Genomic DNA, 15,899 nt, shown 5'->3' with positions numbered 1-15,899 from the left:
TGCTGGAACGAGTCCGATGGTCCCCAGGAGCGAGTTCGCGCGTTGGACCGTGGCGGCGATTAATCAATCCAAAATCGCGGTCTGGTACGGGATTGACGGAGCGCGGGCAGGCATTTCGACCGAGGAGCGGCATGGTACATCGAACGACGACGGCGCAAACCACCGGAGCGATGCGGCGTTGGGGCCAACCCGCCTTTGTGACTTTCGCAGCGATGGTCACACTTGCGTCACTGACCGGCGGCGTCGCGGCGAAAGAGCAGCGTCCCGCGGCAGCCGTCGAGGCGACCGCGCCGCGCACCGCCGGCGAGCCGATCATGGCGATCGTGTCGATCAAGGCCCAGAAGGTGACGCTCTACGACGCCGAGGGCTGGATCTACCGGGCGCCGGTGTCGAGCGGTGTCAAGGGACGCGAGACGCCGGCCGGCGTCTTTGCGCTGATCGAGAAGGACAAGGACCACCACTCGACCCTCTATGACGATGCCTGGATGCCCAACATGCAGCGCATCACCTGGAACGGCATCGCGCTGCATGGCGGACCGCTGCCGGGATATGCGGCCTCCCACGGCTGCGTGCGGATGCCCTACGATTTTGCCGAGAAGCTGTTCGACAAGACCAGGATCGGCATGCGGGTGATCATCGCGCCGAACGATCCGGCCCCGATCGATTTCACCCATCCGGCGCTGTTCGTGCCGAACGCGCAAGCCATTGCGGCGGCGCCAGCGCGCGCCGAGAAGCTCGGCCGCGAGGCCGCGGATGCCGCAAAGGCAGCCGACGAGGCGAAGAAGGTTTCGATAGCCGCGACCAAGGAGGCCGCACTGTTCACGCCTGCGTCGCTGCGCAAATTGCAGCAGATCAAGACCCGTGCCGACGCTGCGGTTGCGTTGGCCGACAAGACGCTCGCTGCGGCCAAGACCGACCAGGCCAAGGCGCGCGCCGAGGATCTGAAGCAGAAGGCGGTGGCCAAGGCCGCCGAAGCGACCACGCAGTTCGAGGCCGCCCAGGGCGACGCCAAGCCGAAGCTCGACGCCGCAGCCGCCGCCAAGGACGCCGCCAAGGCGGCCGAGACCAAGAAGGCGGATACCCAGAAGGCGGCGACCGAGGCGAAGCTCGCGCTGGAGCCGGTGTCCGTCTACATCAGCCGCGCGACGCAGAAGCTTTACGTCCGGCGCAACACCCACAAGCCATGGGCTGATGGCGGCGAGGTGTTCGACTCGAGCATCGAGGTTCCCGTAACCATCCGCGATCCGGACAAACCGATCGGCACGCACATCTACACGGCGATGGCGCGCAACGACGCCGGCGGCCTGCGCTGGACCGAGGTGTCGATCGACGATGGCGACAACGCCAGGAATGCGCTCGATCGTGTCACCATCCCGCAGGATGTGCTGGATCGCATCGCGCCGACCGCCGTTGCGCGCTCTTCGATCATCATCTCGGACGAGCCATTGAGCGCCGAGACCAACTATCGCACCGAGTTCGTCGCGGTTCTGAGCAACCAGCCCCAGGGCGGTTTCATCACACGCAAGCCGACCCGGCCCATGATGACCGACGACATGGTTGCGAGCAGGGACGACGACGGTTTCGGCTTCTTCTCTCAGCGCAGCTGGAATCCCCAATCGGGCACCCAATACGGCACCCCGTATGGCAGTCCCCAATACAGCAATCCCCAGTACGGCAATCCCCAGATTTACGGCAATCCGCAAGCGGCCAATCCGCGCCGGCGCGGCGGCCAGTACTTCTGGCAATCGCAACAGGACTGGTAACGGAGCGTCGAGGACGCAGGCCGCAACGAGCGGCCGCGGCGTCAGATCGGCATTGCAGCGTTGGGCGGCGGCGTGATGCCGCCGCCCAATCGCATTGTGCGGTTGCCCATCTTACGGGCGGGCTTCCAGGATCAGGTTGAACGGCGTCTCCGCGGCGCGGCGGAACCGCGAGAAGCCGCCTTGGCGCGCCACCTCGCGCAGTCTTGCCTCTCCTGCCTGCGCGCCGAGCGCGAGCCCGACCTCCTGGTCCAGCGACGCCGGCGTGCAGATCATCGTCGAGGCGGCGTAGTAGACGCGCCCGATCGGATTGAGGTTGTCCTCCAGCCGGTCGTTGGCGAACGGCTCGATCAGCATGCAGGTGCCGTCGTCGGCGAGGGTGGAGCGGGTGTGCTTAAGGGCGCCGACCGGATCGCCCATGTCGTGCAGGCAGTCGAAGAAGCACACCAGGTCATAGCCCTTGGCCGGGAATGTCTTGGCGGAATGCGTTTCGAAATGAACGCGGTCCGACAATCCCGCCTCCCGCGCGGACTTCCGCGCCGCCTCGATCGAGCCGTCGTGATAGTCGAAGCCGTAGAAGGTTGATTTCGGAAACGCCTCCGCCATCAATCGCGTCGAGACGCCGTGCCCGCAGCCGACGTCGGCGACGACGGCGCCTTTCTTCAGCTTGTCGACGACGCCCTCGAGCGCCGGCAGCCATTCCTGCACCAGATAGTGCTTGTAGCTGGTGCGGAAGAAGCGGGCGGTGCCGCAGAACAGGCACTCGCTGCGCCTGTTCCAGCCGACGCCTTTGCCGGTCTTGAAGGCGTCGGTAATTTTTGGCTCATCGAGAAAGGTCGCGCCGACCAGGCTTCCGACGGCGCCGAGGAAGACCGGGCTGTCCTCGTCGGCCAGCGCGAGCGCCTGCTCGGGCAGCATCGAGAATTTTCCGGATGCCTTGTCGTACTCGATGTAGCCGGAGGCCGCCTGCGCCGACAGCCACTCCTGGATGTAGCGCTCGGCCGTTCCCGTTGCCTTGGCCAGGGCCGCGGCATTCATCGGCCCGCCCTGCGCGAGGGCCCTGTACAGCCCGAGCTTGTCGCCCAGCAGCATCAACGAGGCATTCATCGCCGCGCCGACATCGCCGATCATCTTTCCCATGAATGAATTGAGGCGCTCTTCGTTGACGTCCATGATGTTCCTCCATCGCAATCGCGTTTGGCCAAAAGTCATCATTCGCAATTTCACGCATGCGTCGTCGTCCAGCCGTGTGGCGACGTGATTGCCTGAAAGGTTCGGTGCAATGACCCGATTGTTACCGGGCCGGTGGGATCCCACAACCGCCGGGCTTCACAAGCCCGCGAGGCGAGCCGCCTACGCCATCACGCGCGGCATGATCAGCCTTTTGTACAGCGCACCATAGCAGGCGGCCGACAGGTCCCAGCTGTAGGACTTGGCCATCGCGCTGGAGCGCATGGCGTTGAGCCGGTCCTTGGCGCGGTAGGCGTCGAAGGCGCGCCTGACGCCGCCGAGGAAGGATTCCGCCGACGGCTGCGCGAACAGGAAGCCGGTCTCGCCGTCGGCGATGGTTTCCGCAAGCCCGCCGGTCTGGTGGCCGATCGGCAGCGAGCCGAAGCGCTGCGCATACATCTGGCTGAGGCCGCAGGGCTCGAAGCGCGACGGCATCAGGGTGAAATCGCTGCCGGCGAAGATCCGGCGCGCCTGCCCATCGTTGAAGCCGATGATCACGCCGATCGCATCGGGTCGGCGGCGATGCGCGGCCACCAGCGCATCCTCGATGGCCGGCTCGCCGCTGCCGGTGACGACGATCTGTCCGCCGTCCCTGACGATCTCGTCGGCGGCCGACAGCACGAGGTCGACGCCTTTCTGATGCACGAGGCGGGCGACGAGGCCAAAGATCGGCCCGCGCGAGACCGCAAGGCCGAACTGACGGCGGACATAGTCGGCGTTGGCCTGCTTGCCCTTCCAGTCGCCGGAGCCGAACGGCTGTGCGAGCTGCGCGCAGTGGCGCGGGTCCCAGCTTTCGTCGATGCCGTTCAGGATGCCGGTCAGCTGGTCGGCATCGGAGCGCACCCGGAGCAGGCCTTCCAGGCCGCAGCCGAGCTCTGCGGTCGTGATCTCCCTGGCATAGGTCGCGCTGACCGTGGTCAGATGCGAGGCGTAGACGAGGCCGCCCTTGAGGAAGGAGAGCTTGTCGTAGAACTCCAGCCCGTCGATGTGGAATGAGCTTTCCGGTGCGCCGATCCGTCGCAGCGAGTCCTTCGGAAACAGGCCCTGATAGGCGAGATTGTGGATGGTCAGGATCGAGGGGATCCGCGCGCCGCGCCAGGCGAGGTAGGCCGGTGTGAGCGCGGCCTGCCAGTCGTTGGCGTGTACAAGGTCCGCTGCCCAATTCTTGTCCAGCATCCCGGCTGCAAGTTCGGCAGCGGCGGAGGCAAAGCGGCCGAAGCGGATGTCGTTGTCGGGCCAGTCGCGGCCGGACTCATCGCCATAGGGATTGCCCGGCCTCTCGTAGAGTTGTGGGCACAGCAGCACGTAGACCGGAAGTCCGTCCCTGGTCGACGCACGCCCGAGCGTGCAGGCCGGCATCTCGGCGAGCGCTCGGCATTGCCCTACGATTTCAATATGCGTGAACTGTTCGACCACACCCCGGTAGCCGGGAAGCATGATCCTGACGTCGCTCCACGGGCGGAGCGCCCGCGGAAGGGCAGCGGAAACGGCGGCGAGCCCGCCCACGCGGACGAAATCGTCCATCTCCGTCGTGACGAATAAGACCTTCAACAAGCGCCCTCGTTCCAGCCCGTGAGAGGGCTATGCAAGATCGGGTCCAATCTGCCTTTGAGTAAAATGCAAGACGGCCCGCGCTCCCGGTCTGGACGAGACGCTTTCCTGCCAGGGCGGCTCACTTTAGGGTCACGCGACGCCGAACAACCGATGACGAAGGTGGAGGAAGCCTTGCCGACGACCATAGCCGCTGACGATGAGGGGAATTTGACACGGAGCTTCGACGGCCTTCGCGTACTCGATTTTTCGACCACGATCGCCGGACCTCACTGCACGCGGATGCTCGCCGACATGGGCGCCGAGGTGATCAAGATCGAGCCCGCCGAGGGCGAGACGATGCGGACGCGGCCGCCGGTGCGCAACAATTGCTCGACGGCGTTCGGCCAGCTCAATATAGGCAAGAACAGCCTGGTGCTCGACCTGAAGTCGCCGGCCGGCGTCGAAGCCGTGCGCCGGCTGATCGCCACCGCCGACGTGCTGGTGGAGAATTTCCGTCCCGGCGTGATGCGGCGGCTGAAGCTCGACTATGCCTCTATCCGCGACATCAATCCGAAGCTGATCTTTTGCTCGATCTCCGGCTACGGCCAGACCGGCCCGTCGGCGGAATTGCCGGCCTATGCGCCGGTGATCCATGCCGCCTCGGGCTACGAGATGGCTCATCTCGCCTATCAGCCGGGCCGCAGCCGGCCGGACTATTGCGGCATTTATCACGCCGACGTGCTGACCGGCGTTTACGCATTCGGTGCGATCTCGGCGGCGCTCTACCAGCGCGCCGCCAGCGGCAAGGGCCAGCATATCGACGTCTCGATGCTGGAATCGATGCTGAGCCTGACCCTGAACGAGTTGCAATGGTCGCAATTCGAGGTGAAGCAAACCCAGCGCCCGATGTTCGGCCCGATCGAGACCACCGACGGCTACGTGATGGTGGCGATCGCCAGCGAGAAGACGTTCCAGAACCTGATGCAGGTGATCGGTCGTCCCGATTGGGTGTCCGATCCGCGCTTCGCCAAATATTCCGATCGGCGGGAGAACTGGGCGGGCCTGATGGAGGGCGTGGAGGCGTGGTCGAGCTCGGTCAGCACGCAGGCCTGCCTTGCCGCACTCAATGAATATGGCGTGCCGTCATCGGCCTATCGCACCGTGCGCGAGGCGCTCGCCGATCCGCAAATCGCCCATCGCGGCGCGCTGGCCGACGTTGCGGACGGCGGCGGCAGCTTCAAGGTGCTCAATCTGCCGTTCCGCATGTCCGGCGCTGCGGTCGGTGCGCGCAAGCGGATGTCGACGCTCGGCGAGCACACGCTGTCCTATCTGAAGGAGATCGGGCTCTCCGAGGATCAGATCGCAGGCTTCGCGGCGCAACCGGCAAAGACGGCGCGTCATTAAGCCTGCGGCTTTTCATCCGCATTACGGTCTTGTCGCGCGCGGCGATTCCGGACAATCTGCCGCCCAACAGACGACGATCCGGAACACCGGACGTCGCCCACCTGGGAGGGAGCATTGATGAAGCTGGTCGGGCGCGCGCACGCCGTTGCGCGCATATTTCTTGTGGCGGGATTCAGTGCCGCGGCATTCGCTGCATCGGCCAATGCGCAGAAGCTGGGCGGCACGCTCAACGTTGGCCAGGAACTCGACATTCCCGGCTTCGACCCGCTCAAGGTCGGCGTCTACGACACCTCAGCCAATACCGCGGCGGCCGCAATCTTCGACACGCTGACCACACTCGACGACAAGGGCGAGGTGAAGCCGAAGCTCGCGCTGTCATGGGAGCATTCGGAAGACTTCAAGACCTGGACCATCAAGCTGCGGCCAGGCGTCAAATTCCATGACGGCACGCCATTCAACGCGAAGGCTGTGAAGGAGAATTTCGACCGCCAGAAGGATCCCGCCAACAAATGCCGTTGCGCCTTCTACATCACGAACATCATCAGCGTGAACCCGGTCGACGACCTGACGGTGGTCTATAATTTCAGCGACCCGGCCGTGAACTTCCCGGCGACGCAGACCATTCAAAGCTCCAACAACGTCATGCAGTCGCCGACCGCATGGAAGACCAAGGGCGACGACTACAACCGCAACCCGGTCGGCACCGGTCCCTACATCCTGAAGTCCTGGACCGCCGGCGACCGCATGGTGCTCGAGAAGAACCCGGACTACTGGAACAAGGGCAAGCCGTATCTCGACCGCATCGTCCTGAAGCCCTTGCCGGATGCACAGTCGCGCTTTGCCTCGCTGCAATCGGGCGAGGCCGACATCATCTGGGACGACGAAGCCGATGCCGACAACATCATCAGGGCGCGCAAGGACACGAGCCTGACCGTGCATACCTATGAAGGCTCGGGGGCTGCAGTCGCTGCCTTCAACACCAAGGTCCCGCCGTTCGACGACGTGCGCGTGCGTCAGGCGCTGGTGATGGCGCTCGACCGCACGAAGATGTCGCAGGCGATTACCAATGGCCTGGCGCGACCGGCCAGCAATCCCTACGGCGACGGGTCCTGGGTGAAGTGCAAGGATGACGGCGCGCTGCCCTACGATGTCGAAAAGGCCAAGGCGTTGATCAAGGATTACGGCAAGCCGGTCGAATTCAAGATGCTGGTCACGGCGACGCCGCGCGGCCGCACCGGCGGCCAGGTGCTGCAGCAATTCTGGAAGCGCATCGGCGCCAACATGGAGATCGAGCAGGTCGATCAGGCAACCATTCCGCCGCGCGCCTTCATGCGCCAGTTCCAGCTCACGCCGTGGCGCATCGTCGATCTCGCCGATCCCGATCCGCAGATGTACGCCAATTTCCACACCGGCAGCCCGGTGGCGCTCGCGAACTACTCCAATCCAGAGCTGGACCGGTTGCTGGAGCATGCGCGGACCACGGCCGACGTCTCCCAGCGCACCGAGGACTATTGCGCGATCAGCCGCCTGATCAACAAGGAAGCAATCTGGTTCTGGACTTTCCAGAACACCTACTACGCAATCTCGAGCGCGAAGGTGAAGGGCGTGCCGAAGATGTTCAACGGGGTGCTCGACGTCTCCGACGCCTGGAAGGAATAGCCTTTCATGCTGTTCTTCGTCGCGCGCAGGCTCCTGTACCTGGTACCGGTGCTGATCGCGGTCTCGGTCCTGACTTTCGTGATCGCCTCGCTGTTGCCCGGCGATGTGGCCTATGTGATCCTCGGCGACCAGGCGACGCCGGAGAACGTCGCGGCCCTGCGTCACGACATGGGGCTCGATCAGCCGATCTGGCTGCGCTATCTCGGCTGGCTGTGGCACATCCTGCAGGGTGATTTCGGACGGTCCTTCCGCACCGGGCAGACCGTGTTGCAGGCCGTCAGCGAACGCATCCCGGTCTCGTTCGAGCTGATGATCCTGGCCGAGCTGATCGGGCTTGCGATCGGCGTGCCGCTCGCGATCGCCTGCGCGGCAAGGGCCGGCAGCGCGTTCGACCGCTTCATGACCGGCTCGGCCTTCGGCATGCTGTCGGTGCCGACCTTCCTGTCCGCGATCCTGCTGATCTATCTGTTTGCGGTCGAGCTGCGCCTGCTGCCGGCGACCGGCTATGTGCCGTTCACCGAGGACCCGGTCGCCAATCTGCGCTTCATGGTGCTGCCGGCGCTGACGCTCGGGCTTGCGGAATGGCCGGGCATCATGCGCGTGCTGCGCTCCGACATGATCGCGGCGCTGCAGGAGGACTACATCGCGCTCGCCAAGGCGAAGGGCCTCAAGCCGTCGCGCATCCTGTTCGTGCACGCGCTGAAGCCGTCGTCGCTGACGCTCGTCACCATCACCGGCATCAATATCGGCCGCCTGATCGGTGGCGCCGTCATCGTCGAGTCGATCTTCGCCTTGCCGGGGATCGGCCGCCTCCTGGTCGGCGCGATCTATACCCGCGATCTGATCATCCTGCAGGGCGTGGTGCTGCTGGTTGCCGCGGGCTTCGTGATCATGAACTTCGTCGTCGACATGCTCTACGCCCTTCTCGACCCAAGGATCCGCCATGGCCACGCTTGAGCTCAGCCTCGAGGAAGAGGCCGGTGCGACGCCGGTCCGGCGCCGCCGCGGGCTCGGCATGCTGTTCTGGATCGCGATCGGCTGGATGGCGCTGGTGTTCGCGGTCGCGATCTTTGCCGACCTGCTGCCGCTGCCGAGCCCGACCGACATGGACATGCTGGAGCGGCGGGCGCCGATCTCCGCCGAGCATTGGCTCGGCACCGACGGTCTCGGCCGTGACGAGCTGTCGCGGCTGATCTATGGCGCGCGCATCTCGCTGATCGTCGGTCTCTGCGCACCGATGATCGGTGTCACGATCGGCGGCGCGCTCGGCATGCTCGCGGGCTATTTCCGCGGCCGTTTCGAATCCTTCGTGGTCGGCAGCATGGACGTGCTGCTGGCGTTCCCGCCGCTGATCCTGGCGCTTGCGGTCACCGCCTATCTCGGCCAGTCGATCTTCAATCTGACCTGCATCCTCGGTGTGCTCGGCATTCCCGCCTTCATGCGGGTGGCGCGGGCGGCGACCTTGTCGCTGGCGCGGCGCGAATTCGTCATCGCGGCGCAGGCGCTCGGCGCCACGCATGCGCGCATCCTGCTGCGCGAGCTGCTGCCCAATGTGATGCTGCCGCTGCTCGCCTTCTTTCTGCTTGGCGTCGCCGTCACCATCGTGGTCGAGGGCTCGCTGTCGTTCCTCGGCCTCGGCGTGCCGCCGCCGATCTCGAGCTGGGGCAGCATGATCGGGGAGGGGCGTGAGAGCCTCGAGGTGGCGCCGCGGCTCGCCTTCATTCCGGCGATCGCGATGTTCCTGACCGTGCTCTCGTTCAACCTGATCGGCGATACGATGCGTGCGCTGACCGATCCCAGGCAGGGGGCGCTATGAGCCGGACGCTGCTCTCGGTCGAGAATGCGGTGGTCGACCTGCCGACGCCGCGCGGCAATCTGCGGGCGGTGGATCATGTCGATCTCGCCGTCGGCGCCGGCAGGACGCTCGGCATCGTCGGCGAGTCCGGGTGCGGCAAGACCATGCTGTCGCGCGCGATCCTGCAGCTGTTGCCCAAGAAGGCGAAACTGTCCGGCCGCGTGATGTTCGACGGGCAGGACCTGACGAAACTCCCGGCCGAGAAATTGCGCAAGCTGCGCGGCCGCTCGCTGGCGATCGTGTTCCAGGACCCGATGACCTCGCTCAATCCGGTGCTGACCATCGGCACCCAGCTGATCGAGACCATTGTGGAACATCTCGAGCTCGATCTTGCCGAGGCCCGGCAGCGCAGCATCGAACTGTTGGCGGCGGTCGGCATTCCCGCGCCCGAGCAGCGCCTCGCGCAATATCCGCACCAGCTCTCCGGTGGCATGCGCCAGCGCGTCGCGATTGCGGTGGCACTGTCCTGCGAGCCACAGCTCCTGATCGCGGACGAGCCGACCACCGCGCTCGACGTCACGATCCAGGCGCAGATCCTCGATCTGTTGGCGCGCGAGCAGCAGCGCCGTCACATGGCGATGATCATCATCACGCATGACCTCGGCGTGGTCGCCGGCCGCACCGACGAGGTCGCGGTGATGTATGCCGGGCGCGTCGTCGAACGCGCGCCGACGCCGGCATTGTTCAAGCAGATGCGGATGCCCTACACCGAGGCGCTGCTCGCCGCGTTGCCGAAGCTCGACGTCGCGCCGCATACGCCGCTGCCGGCGATTTCGGGGCGGCCGCCCGATCCGACCCGGCCGCTCAAGGGCTGCTCGTTTTCGCCGCGCTGCCGCTATTCCGCGGAGCGCTGCGGCGCGGAGAAGCCGCAGCTCAGCCGGGCCGAAACCCCGGAGCATCTCTACGCCTGCTTCCATCCGATCACCGCGGGGATCCGCGCATGATGCTGCAGGCAGCACCCGATCCGCTGATGAAGGTGGAAAACCTCGTCGTCGAATATTCGGTGGGAGGCAAGACCATCCATGCCGTCTCCGATGTCAGCCTCGAGATCGCGCGCGGCGAGACGCTGGGGCTGGTCGGCGAATCCGGCTGCGGCAAGTCCACCCTCGGCCGCGCGGTGCTGCAGCTGCGCCAGGCCGTCTCCGGCAAGGTGCTGTTCGATGGGCACGATCTGACCACGCTGAAGGGCGAGCCACTGCGCAAGATGCGCCGGCGCGTGCAGCTGATCTTCCAGGACCCGATTGCCTCGCTCAATCCGCGGCGGCGGATTGGCGACATCGTCGCCGAGCCGCTGGTGATCGCGGGCGTCAAGGATCCCGAGGAACGCCGGCGGCGCGTCAGTGACGTGCTGTCGGCGGTCGGCCTCGATCCGGCGCTGGTGAGCGGACGCCTGCCGCATGAATTCTCCGGCGGACAATGCCAGCGCATCTGCATCGCCCGCTCGCTGGTGCTCAATCCGGAATTCGTGATCTGCGACGAGCCGGTGTCCGCGCTCGATGTCTCGATCCGCGCCCAGATCCTCAATCTGCTGGAGGAGATGAAGGCGCGCTACGGCCTGACCCTGCTGTTCATCGCCCACGACCTCGCCGTGGTGAAGGCGGTCTCAGATCGCGTCGCGGTGATGTATCTCGGCCGGCTCTGCGAGGTCGGCCCGTCGGAGCAGTTGTTTGCACGGCCGGCGCATCCCTATACCGCGCTGCTGATCGAGGCGATCCCGGTGCCGGATCCGGATGTCCGTCCGACCCAAAGCGTGCCGGTCGGCGAGCCGCCGTCGCCGATTGCGCCGCCCTCCGGCTGCCGTTTCCGCACCCGCTGCCCCCGGGCCGACACGCGCTGCGCCAGCGAAGTGCCGGAACTGCGTGTGGTTGCGCCCGGCCAGTTCGCGGCTTGCCATCATCCCCTGATCTAAATATCCGGAGGCCGACACCGCGTTTGTCCCGGACGGGCAGGCGTGGCAAGGTCCGCCGCAAGAACAAGCTACGGGAGAACAGCGATGAAGAGTTTCCAGGTCGTCGATTTCAACGCCCCCTTGAAGGAGGTCGATCAGCCGACGCCGCAGCCGTCCGGCACGCAGGTGCTGATCAAGGTCAAGGCCGCCGGCGTCTGCCACAGCGATCTGCACATCTGGGAGGGCGGCTATGATCTCGGCCACGGCCGCAAGCCGCTGTCGCTGAAGGATCGCGGCGTCTCGCTGCCGCGCACGATGGGCCATGAGACGGTCGGCGAGATCGTGGCCTTCGGGCCCGACGTCAAGGACGCCGACAAGGGCGGCCTCAAGGTCGGCGATGTCGCGCTGGCCTATCCCTGGCTCGGCTGCGGCAAGTGCCCGACCTGCCTCGGCGGCGACGAGAACATGTGCGCAATCAAGCCGAATGCGCTCGGTGTCTATTGCGACGGCGGCTACGCCGACCACATGACGGTGCCGCATCCGAAGTATCTGCTCAACCTCAAGGGGCTCGATCCCGTCACGGCCGCGCCCTATGCCTGCTCCGGTGTCACGACCTACAGCGCGCTGAAGAAGGTCGAGAAGGATCTCGACACACCGATCGTGATCTTCGGCGCCGGCGGTCTCGGGCTGATGGCGCTCTCGCTGCTGAAGGCGATGGGCGGCAAGGGAGCGATCGTGGTCGATATCGACGCCAGGAAGCGCGAGGCGGCCGAGGCCGCGGGTGCGCTCGCGACCGTCGACGGCAAGGCGCCCGACGCGCTGGAACAGCTTGTCAAGAAGGCCGGCCAGCCGATCCGTGCCGCGATCGATCTGGTCGGCAACGCCCAGACCTCGCAACTCGGCTTCGACTGCCTGACCAAGGGCGGCAAGCTCGTGATCGTCGGCCTGTTCGGCGGCGGCGCGCCCTGGGCGCTGCCGCTGATCCCGATCAAGGCGGTCACCATCCAGGGCAGCTATGTCGGCAATCTGCGCGAGACCCAGGAGCTGCTCGACCTCGTGCGGACCAAGAAGATTCCGGCGATCCCGGTCACGCCGATGCCGCTGGCAAAGGCGAACGAAGCGCTGACAAATCTGCAGAAGGGCCAGCTGGTCGGCCGCGCGGTGCTGACGCCGTAGTCTCCCTTCCGCCATTCCGGGGCACGCGAAGCGTGAACCCGGAATCTCGAGATTCCGGGTTCGATGCTTCGCATCGCCCCGGAATGACTGTTGAGCTCCGGAGATTCTCATGTCCGCCAACAACGCACTTCACATCGCCGTCCTCGGTGGCGACGGCATCGGCCCCGAAGTGATGGCGCCGGCGCTCGACGTGCTGCGCAAGATCGAGGCGTCGGCCGGTCTCAAATTTCGCTTCACCGAGGCGCCGGCCGGCGCGGGCCATTACAAGGAAACCGGCAAGTCGATGCCGGAGAGCACGATCCGGCTGTGCGAGGAGGCCGACGCGATCCTGCTCGGAGCCTGCGGCCTGCCGTCGGTGCGCTACCCCGACAACACCGAGATCGCGCCGCAGATCGAGTTGCGCATGATCTTCGATCTCTATGCCGGCGTGCGGCCCGCGCGGTTGATCCCCGGTGTATCGAGCACGATCGTCGGCGCCGACCAGAAGGGCATCGACCTCGTCGTGATCAGGGAATCGACCGAGGGCCTGTTCGCCTCGATGGGCAAGGGCGTCGTCACCGACAGCGAGGCGCGCGAGACGATGGTGATCACGCGCCACACCTCTGAGCGGCTGTTCGAGTTCTCGTTCCGGCTCGCCGAACGCCGCAAGGCGCGCGGCAAGGTCAATGGCGGGCTGACCTGCGTCGACAAGGCGAACGTGTTCAAGGCGTTCGCATTCTTCCGGAACATCTTCGATGAGACTGCGAAGTGTCATCCCGACGTCAGGGCCGACCACCTCTACATCGATGCGGCCGCGGCTGCGCTGGTGAAGCGTCCGTGGGACTTCGACGTCATGGTGACCGAGAACATGTTCGGCGACATCCTGTCCGATCTCACCGCCGGTCTGATCGGCGGCATGGGCATGGCGCCGTCAGCCGACATCGGCGACCGCTACGCGGTGTTTCAGCCGTGTCATGGCACGGCGCCCGACATCATGGGGCAGGGCAAGGCCAATCCGACCGCGATGATCCTGTCGGCCGCGATGATGCTGGACTGGCTCGCCGACAAGCATGGACTCGAAAGCGCCGCCGAGGCCGGCGAGCGGATCGAGCGCGCGGTCGACAAGGTCTACGCCGACGGCATCAAGCCGTTTGAGTTCGGCGGCAGCAACGGCACGACCGATGTCGCGAAGGCGGTGCTGGCAGCGCTCTAGCGCGGAAGGGTGAGGGGGCCGAAGCCCCCTCGCTGATGATTAGCGATGGTGTCCGCCGTGGTGTCCGCCGCCGTGATGGCCACCCTGATGTCCGCCGTGATGAGGGCGGTGCCCGTAATGATGCGGGCGATGGTGGAATTGCGGACGATGATGCCATCCGTGATGGCGCGGTCCGTAGTAGCCGTATGCGCCCGGTCGCCAATAGCAGCGGCCCCAGCGATCGCAGACCTGACGCACCTTGTCGACATTGGACGTTTCGCCCGCGATGTGACCGGCTTGCGGAAGCCCGTTGGGCATCGCGGATGCCGCGCCGGACATCAACGCTGCGCTTCCAAGCGCGGCGAGTCCAATAACGGCAAGCTTGATATTCATCGAGATCTCCTTGGTTGAAGCCTGAGAACGTCCATGCGGGCCACTTCGTTGCTGCGACAAAAAAGACAGGCTCGTGCACTTGGTTCTGGCGGCGCCGGTTCAACTGAGGAAATGCGGGAGTTATGAGGTCGCCTGATGTGCGGGCGACAATTGGCCGCGCGACAGAATAGCGACGCATTGCGCGCGCATGCGCTGCGCGAGATGGGCAGTCGAAGCGCGAGCTGAAAAGAGCGACGCGCATGCGCGGCTACCTGCGCGAAGATCATGCTCACGTGGAGCGGTGAGATCATGGCGCGATGCTCGTCGCCGCTTCATGACCGTGCATCCGGCGGGTATTGAAGCTATCCGCCTGGATCACAAAATCTTGAAAGACAGAAGCGCCTCAAGAAAAAGCGCCGCCATCGGCGATGGCAGCGCTTCGACGTCTTCCTGGCCCGACCGGCGTGTGCAGCCGCAGCGGCCGGTGACCGGCCGTTGCGGTGTGGTGGGATCGCGTTCGCGGTGACGCGACCCGATCTGCGCTCAGTCTTCGTTGGCGGCGATCGATTCCATCAGCGACACCAGCTGACGTTGCACCGTCTGATCCTTGATCTTGCTGTAGGCGCGCAGCAACCGGAGGCTGAACGCGCTGTCGAGGAACAGCAGGCTCTCGACTTCGCGGGCCTTATTGTCGCCGTCGTAGAAGAAGGTGACCGGCACATCCAGCGCCGTCGCGATCTGCTGAAGGCGGGCAGCGCCGACACGGTTGACGCCCTTCTCGTACTTTTGAACCTGCTGGAAGCTGACGCCAAGCTTGTCGCCGAGTTCGGCCTGCGAGATCTTTTGCTCGACACGGCGCAGGCGAATCCGCTTGCCCAACTCAATGTCCGGCTTGCCGGCACTGCGCTGCTTCATCTTCTTTGCTGCTGATCTGTTCATTCTTGTGACCCGTCCTTCAAATCGAGAATCCCTGGCCCGGCTGGGTCAGGGACACGTTCATGATGTACCGCGTTAAGCTCGAGTGGATCGCCAGTTCGTCGGAACCACGAAATCCAGGAAGATCGCGGGATGGTATCCAACCGCAAAAGCGCATTGGAAACACCCTAGTACCAACTCGGTCGACTACCTGAAGTCGACCGCGCCAAGGTGTCTGTCGACACCCCGCCCTCTACATTTGGCAAAATATTGACCAAACCACAACTAGCGCGAGTTTGATCGACACAGATTTTGCGCACATGCATAATAGGCGTCAATGCACAGCGCCCGTAGTTCTACGGGCCACTATATTGTACGGGCGTCGTTGCACGGATGCAACCCCAGCTAGTGCAGCCTGAGGTCGAGAGGTGGCTGGCGGGTGCTTGACTGAATCATCCGATTTGCAAGAGTTTGACGTAAGTCCAAGTCAGGCTTTCGGAATGTTGCTGGACAATTGCCCAAAAGTTCTCAATCATCTGGAACAAATGTGTGCCTACGACAAGCCGGCGAACTCTGGCGGGAGGGGCCAATGAAGCGAAAGAGGGGAATGCCTCGACTCTACCTCGCGGCTTCGGGAGTTGAAGATATGCCGGTCGCAAACACGGAAGAACGGTTGCTGGCGCTGCTTGCAACGCTGGAGGAATGTCAGGCGTTCCTGACCGACCGGGCGAACACGGAGACGGCACGGCTGTTGTCCCTCGCCATCCTCGAGCTTCGGATGGAGCTCCACAAGGTGACGGATTCCGAGCTGAAGGCCCTCTGTGACATGATCGCTTCGGATGAGCCCGTGCTGGAACAATCGACGGGCCGGCAACTTCCGCCGTATTTGAGGCTGATCAAGTAAGTCAGCGCCCCGCGCCACGCGCGGGACGCCGC

General features: G+C 65.0%; 14 protein-coding genes. 10 read left to right on the top strand and 4 right to left on the bottom strand.

The window, feature by feature from the left end; translation table 11 throughout:
• Positions 1-131: 131 nt before the first annotated feature.
• Positions 132-1,763, top strand: coding sequence for a L,D-transpeptidase (locus J2R78_RS03565; protein WP_253609716.1), 1,632 nt, complete (start codon positions 132-134; stop codon positions 1,761-1,763).
• A 111-nt stretch (positions 1,764-1,874) separates the two neighbouring features.
• On the opposite strand, the gene J2R78_RS03560 is transcribed toward J2R78_RS03565, so the two are convergent.
• Entirely contained in the window at positions 1,875-2,933 is a 1,059-nt protein-coding gene (locus J2R78_RS03560) for a class I SAM-dependent methyltransferase (RefSeq protein ID WP_176936872.1), read from the bottom strand.
• Positions 2,934-3,113: 180 nt separating this feature from the next.
• Positions 3,114-4,541, bottom strand: a complete 1,428-nt coding sequence (gene glgA / locus J2R78_RS03555) for a glycogen synthase GlgA (RefSeq protein WP_253609715.1) — start codon at positions 4,539-4,541, stop codon at positions 3,114-3,116.
• A 153-nt stretch (positions 4,542-4,694) separates the two neighbouring features.
• On the opposite strand from glgA, the gene J2R78_RS03550 reads away from it, so the two are divergent.
• The 8 genes from J2R78_RS03550 (at position 4,695) to J2R78_RS03515 (ending at position 13,697) form a co-directional block, all read left to right on the top strand.
• Positions 4,695-5,927, top strand: coding sequence for a CaiB/BaiF CoA-transferase family protein (locus J2R78_RS03550; protein ID WP_253609714.1), 1,233 nt, complete (start codon positions 4,695-4,697; stop codon positions 5,925-5,927).
• A gap of 117 nt (positions 5,928-6,044) precedes the next feature.
• On the top strand, positions 6,045-7,586 hold the full coding sequence (locus J2R78_RS03545) for an ABC transporter substrate-binding protein (RefSeq protein ID WP_253609713.1): 1,542 nt from the start codon (positions 6,045-6,047) through the stop codon (positions 7,584-7,586).
• Positions 7,587-7,592: 6 nt separating this feature from the next.
• On the top strand, positions 7,593-8,543 hold the full coding sequence (locus J2R78_RS03540) for an ABC transporter permease (RefSeq protein ID WP_253609712.1): 951 nt from the start codon (positions 7,593-7,595) through the stop codon (positions 8,541-8,543).
• Positions 8,530-9,402, top strand: coding sequence for an ABC transporter permease (locus J2R78_RS03535; RefSeq protein ID WP_253609711.1), 873 nt, complete (start codon positions 8,530-8,532; stop codon positions 9,400-9,402). The genes J2R78_RS03540 and J2R78_RS03535 overlap by 14 nt, the downstream gene beginning before the upstream one ends.
• Positions 9,399-10,385 carry an ABC transporter ATP-binding protein gene (locus J2R78_RS03530; RefSeq protein WP_253609710.1) on the top strand — a complete coding sequence of 329 codons (987 nt, stop codon included), beginning with the start codon at positions 9,399-9,401 and terminating at the stop codon, positions 10,383-10,385. The genes J2R78_RS03535 and J2R78_RS03530 overlap by 4 nt, the downstream gene beginning before the upstream one ends.
• Positions 10,382-11,350 (top strand): ABC transporter ATP-binding protein, encoded by a 969-nt coding sequence (locus J2R78_RS03525; RefSeq protein WP_253609709.1) that lies wholly within the window; start codon positions 10,382-10,384, stop codon positions 11,348-11,350. The genes J2R78_RS03530 and J2R78_RS03525 overlap by 4 nt, the downstream gene beginning before the upstream one ends.
• 84 nt (positions 11,351-11,434) lie before the next feature.
• Complete coding sequence (locus J2R78_RS03520) at positions 11,435-12,505, top strand: alcohol dehydrogenase (protein ID WP_028334327.1); 1,071 nt, start codon at positions 11,435-11,437, stop codon at positions 12,503-12,505.
• A 109-nt stretch (positions 12,506-12,614) separates the two neighbouring features.
• The gene (locus tag J2R78_RS03515) at positions 12,615-13,697 is read left to right on the top strand and encodes an isocitrate/isopropylmalate dehydrogenase family protein (protein WP_253609708.1); all 1,083 of its coding nucleotides are present in this window, start codon (positions 12,615-12,617) and stop codon (positions 13,695-13,697) included.
• Positions 13,698-13,736: 39 nt separating this feature from the next.
• On the opposite strand, the gene J2R78_RS03510 is transcribed toward J2R78_RS03515, so the two are convergent.
• Complete coding sequence (locus J2R78_RS03510; RefSeq protein ID WP_253609707.1) at positions 13,737-14,069, bottom strand: hypothetical protein; 333 nt, start codon at positions 14,067-14,069, stop codon at positions 13,737-13,739.
• Between the two features lie 522 nt (positions 14,070-14,591).
• The gene (locus tag J2R78_RS03505; protein WP_016844123.1) at positions 14,592-14,987 is read right to left on the bottom strand and encodes a helix-turn-helix domain-containing protein; all 396 of its coding nucleotides are present in this window, start codon (positions 14,985-14,987) and stop codon (positions 14,592-14,594) included.
• Between the two features lie 565 nt (positions 14,988-15,552).
• Here J2R78_RS03505 and J2R78_RS03500 point away from each other — a divergent pair.
• On the top strand, positions 15,553-15,867 hold the full coding sequence (locus tag J2R78_RS03500) for a hypothetical protein (protein WP_253609706.1): 315 nt from the start codon (positions 15,553-15,555) through the stop codon (positions 15,865-15,867).
• Positions 15,868-15,899 lie beyond the last annotated feature (32 nt).

This window comes from Bradyrhizobium sp. USDA 4538 (genome assembly GCF_024171045.1).
GTDB lineage: Bacteria > Pseudomonadota > Alphaproteobacteria > Rhizobiales > Xanthobacteraceae > Bradyrhizobium > Bradyrhizobium australafricanum.
Note: the sequence above shows the minus strand (reverse complement) of the source record. Positions and strands in the feature narration are given on the sequence as shown.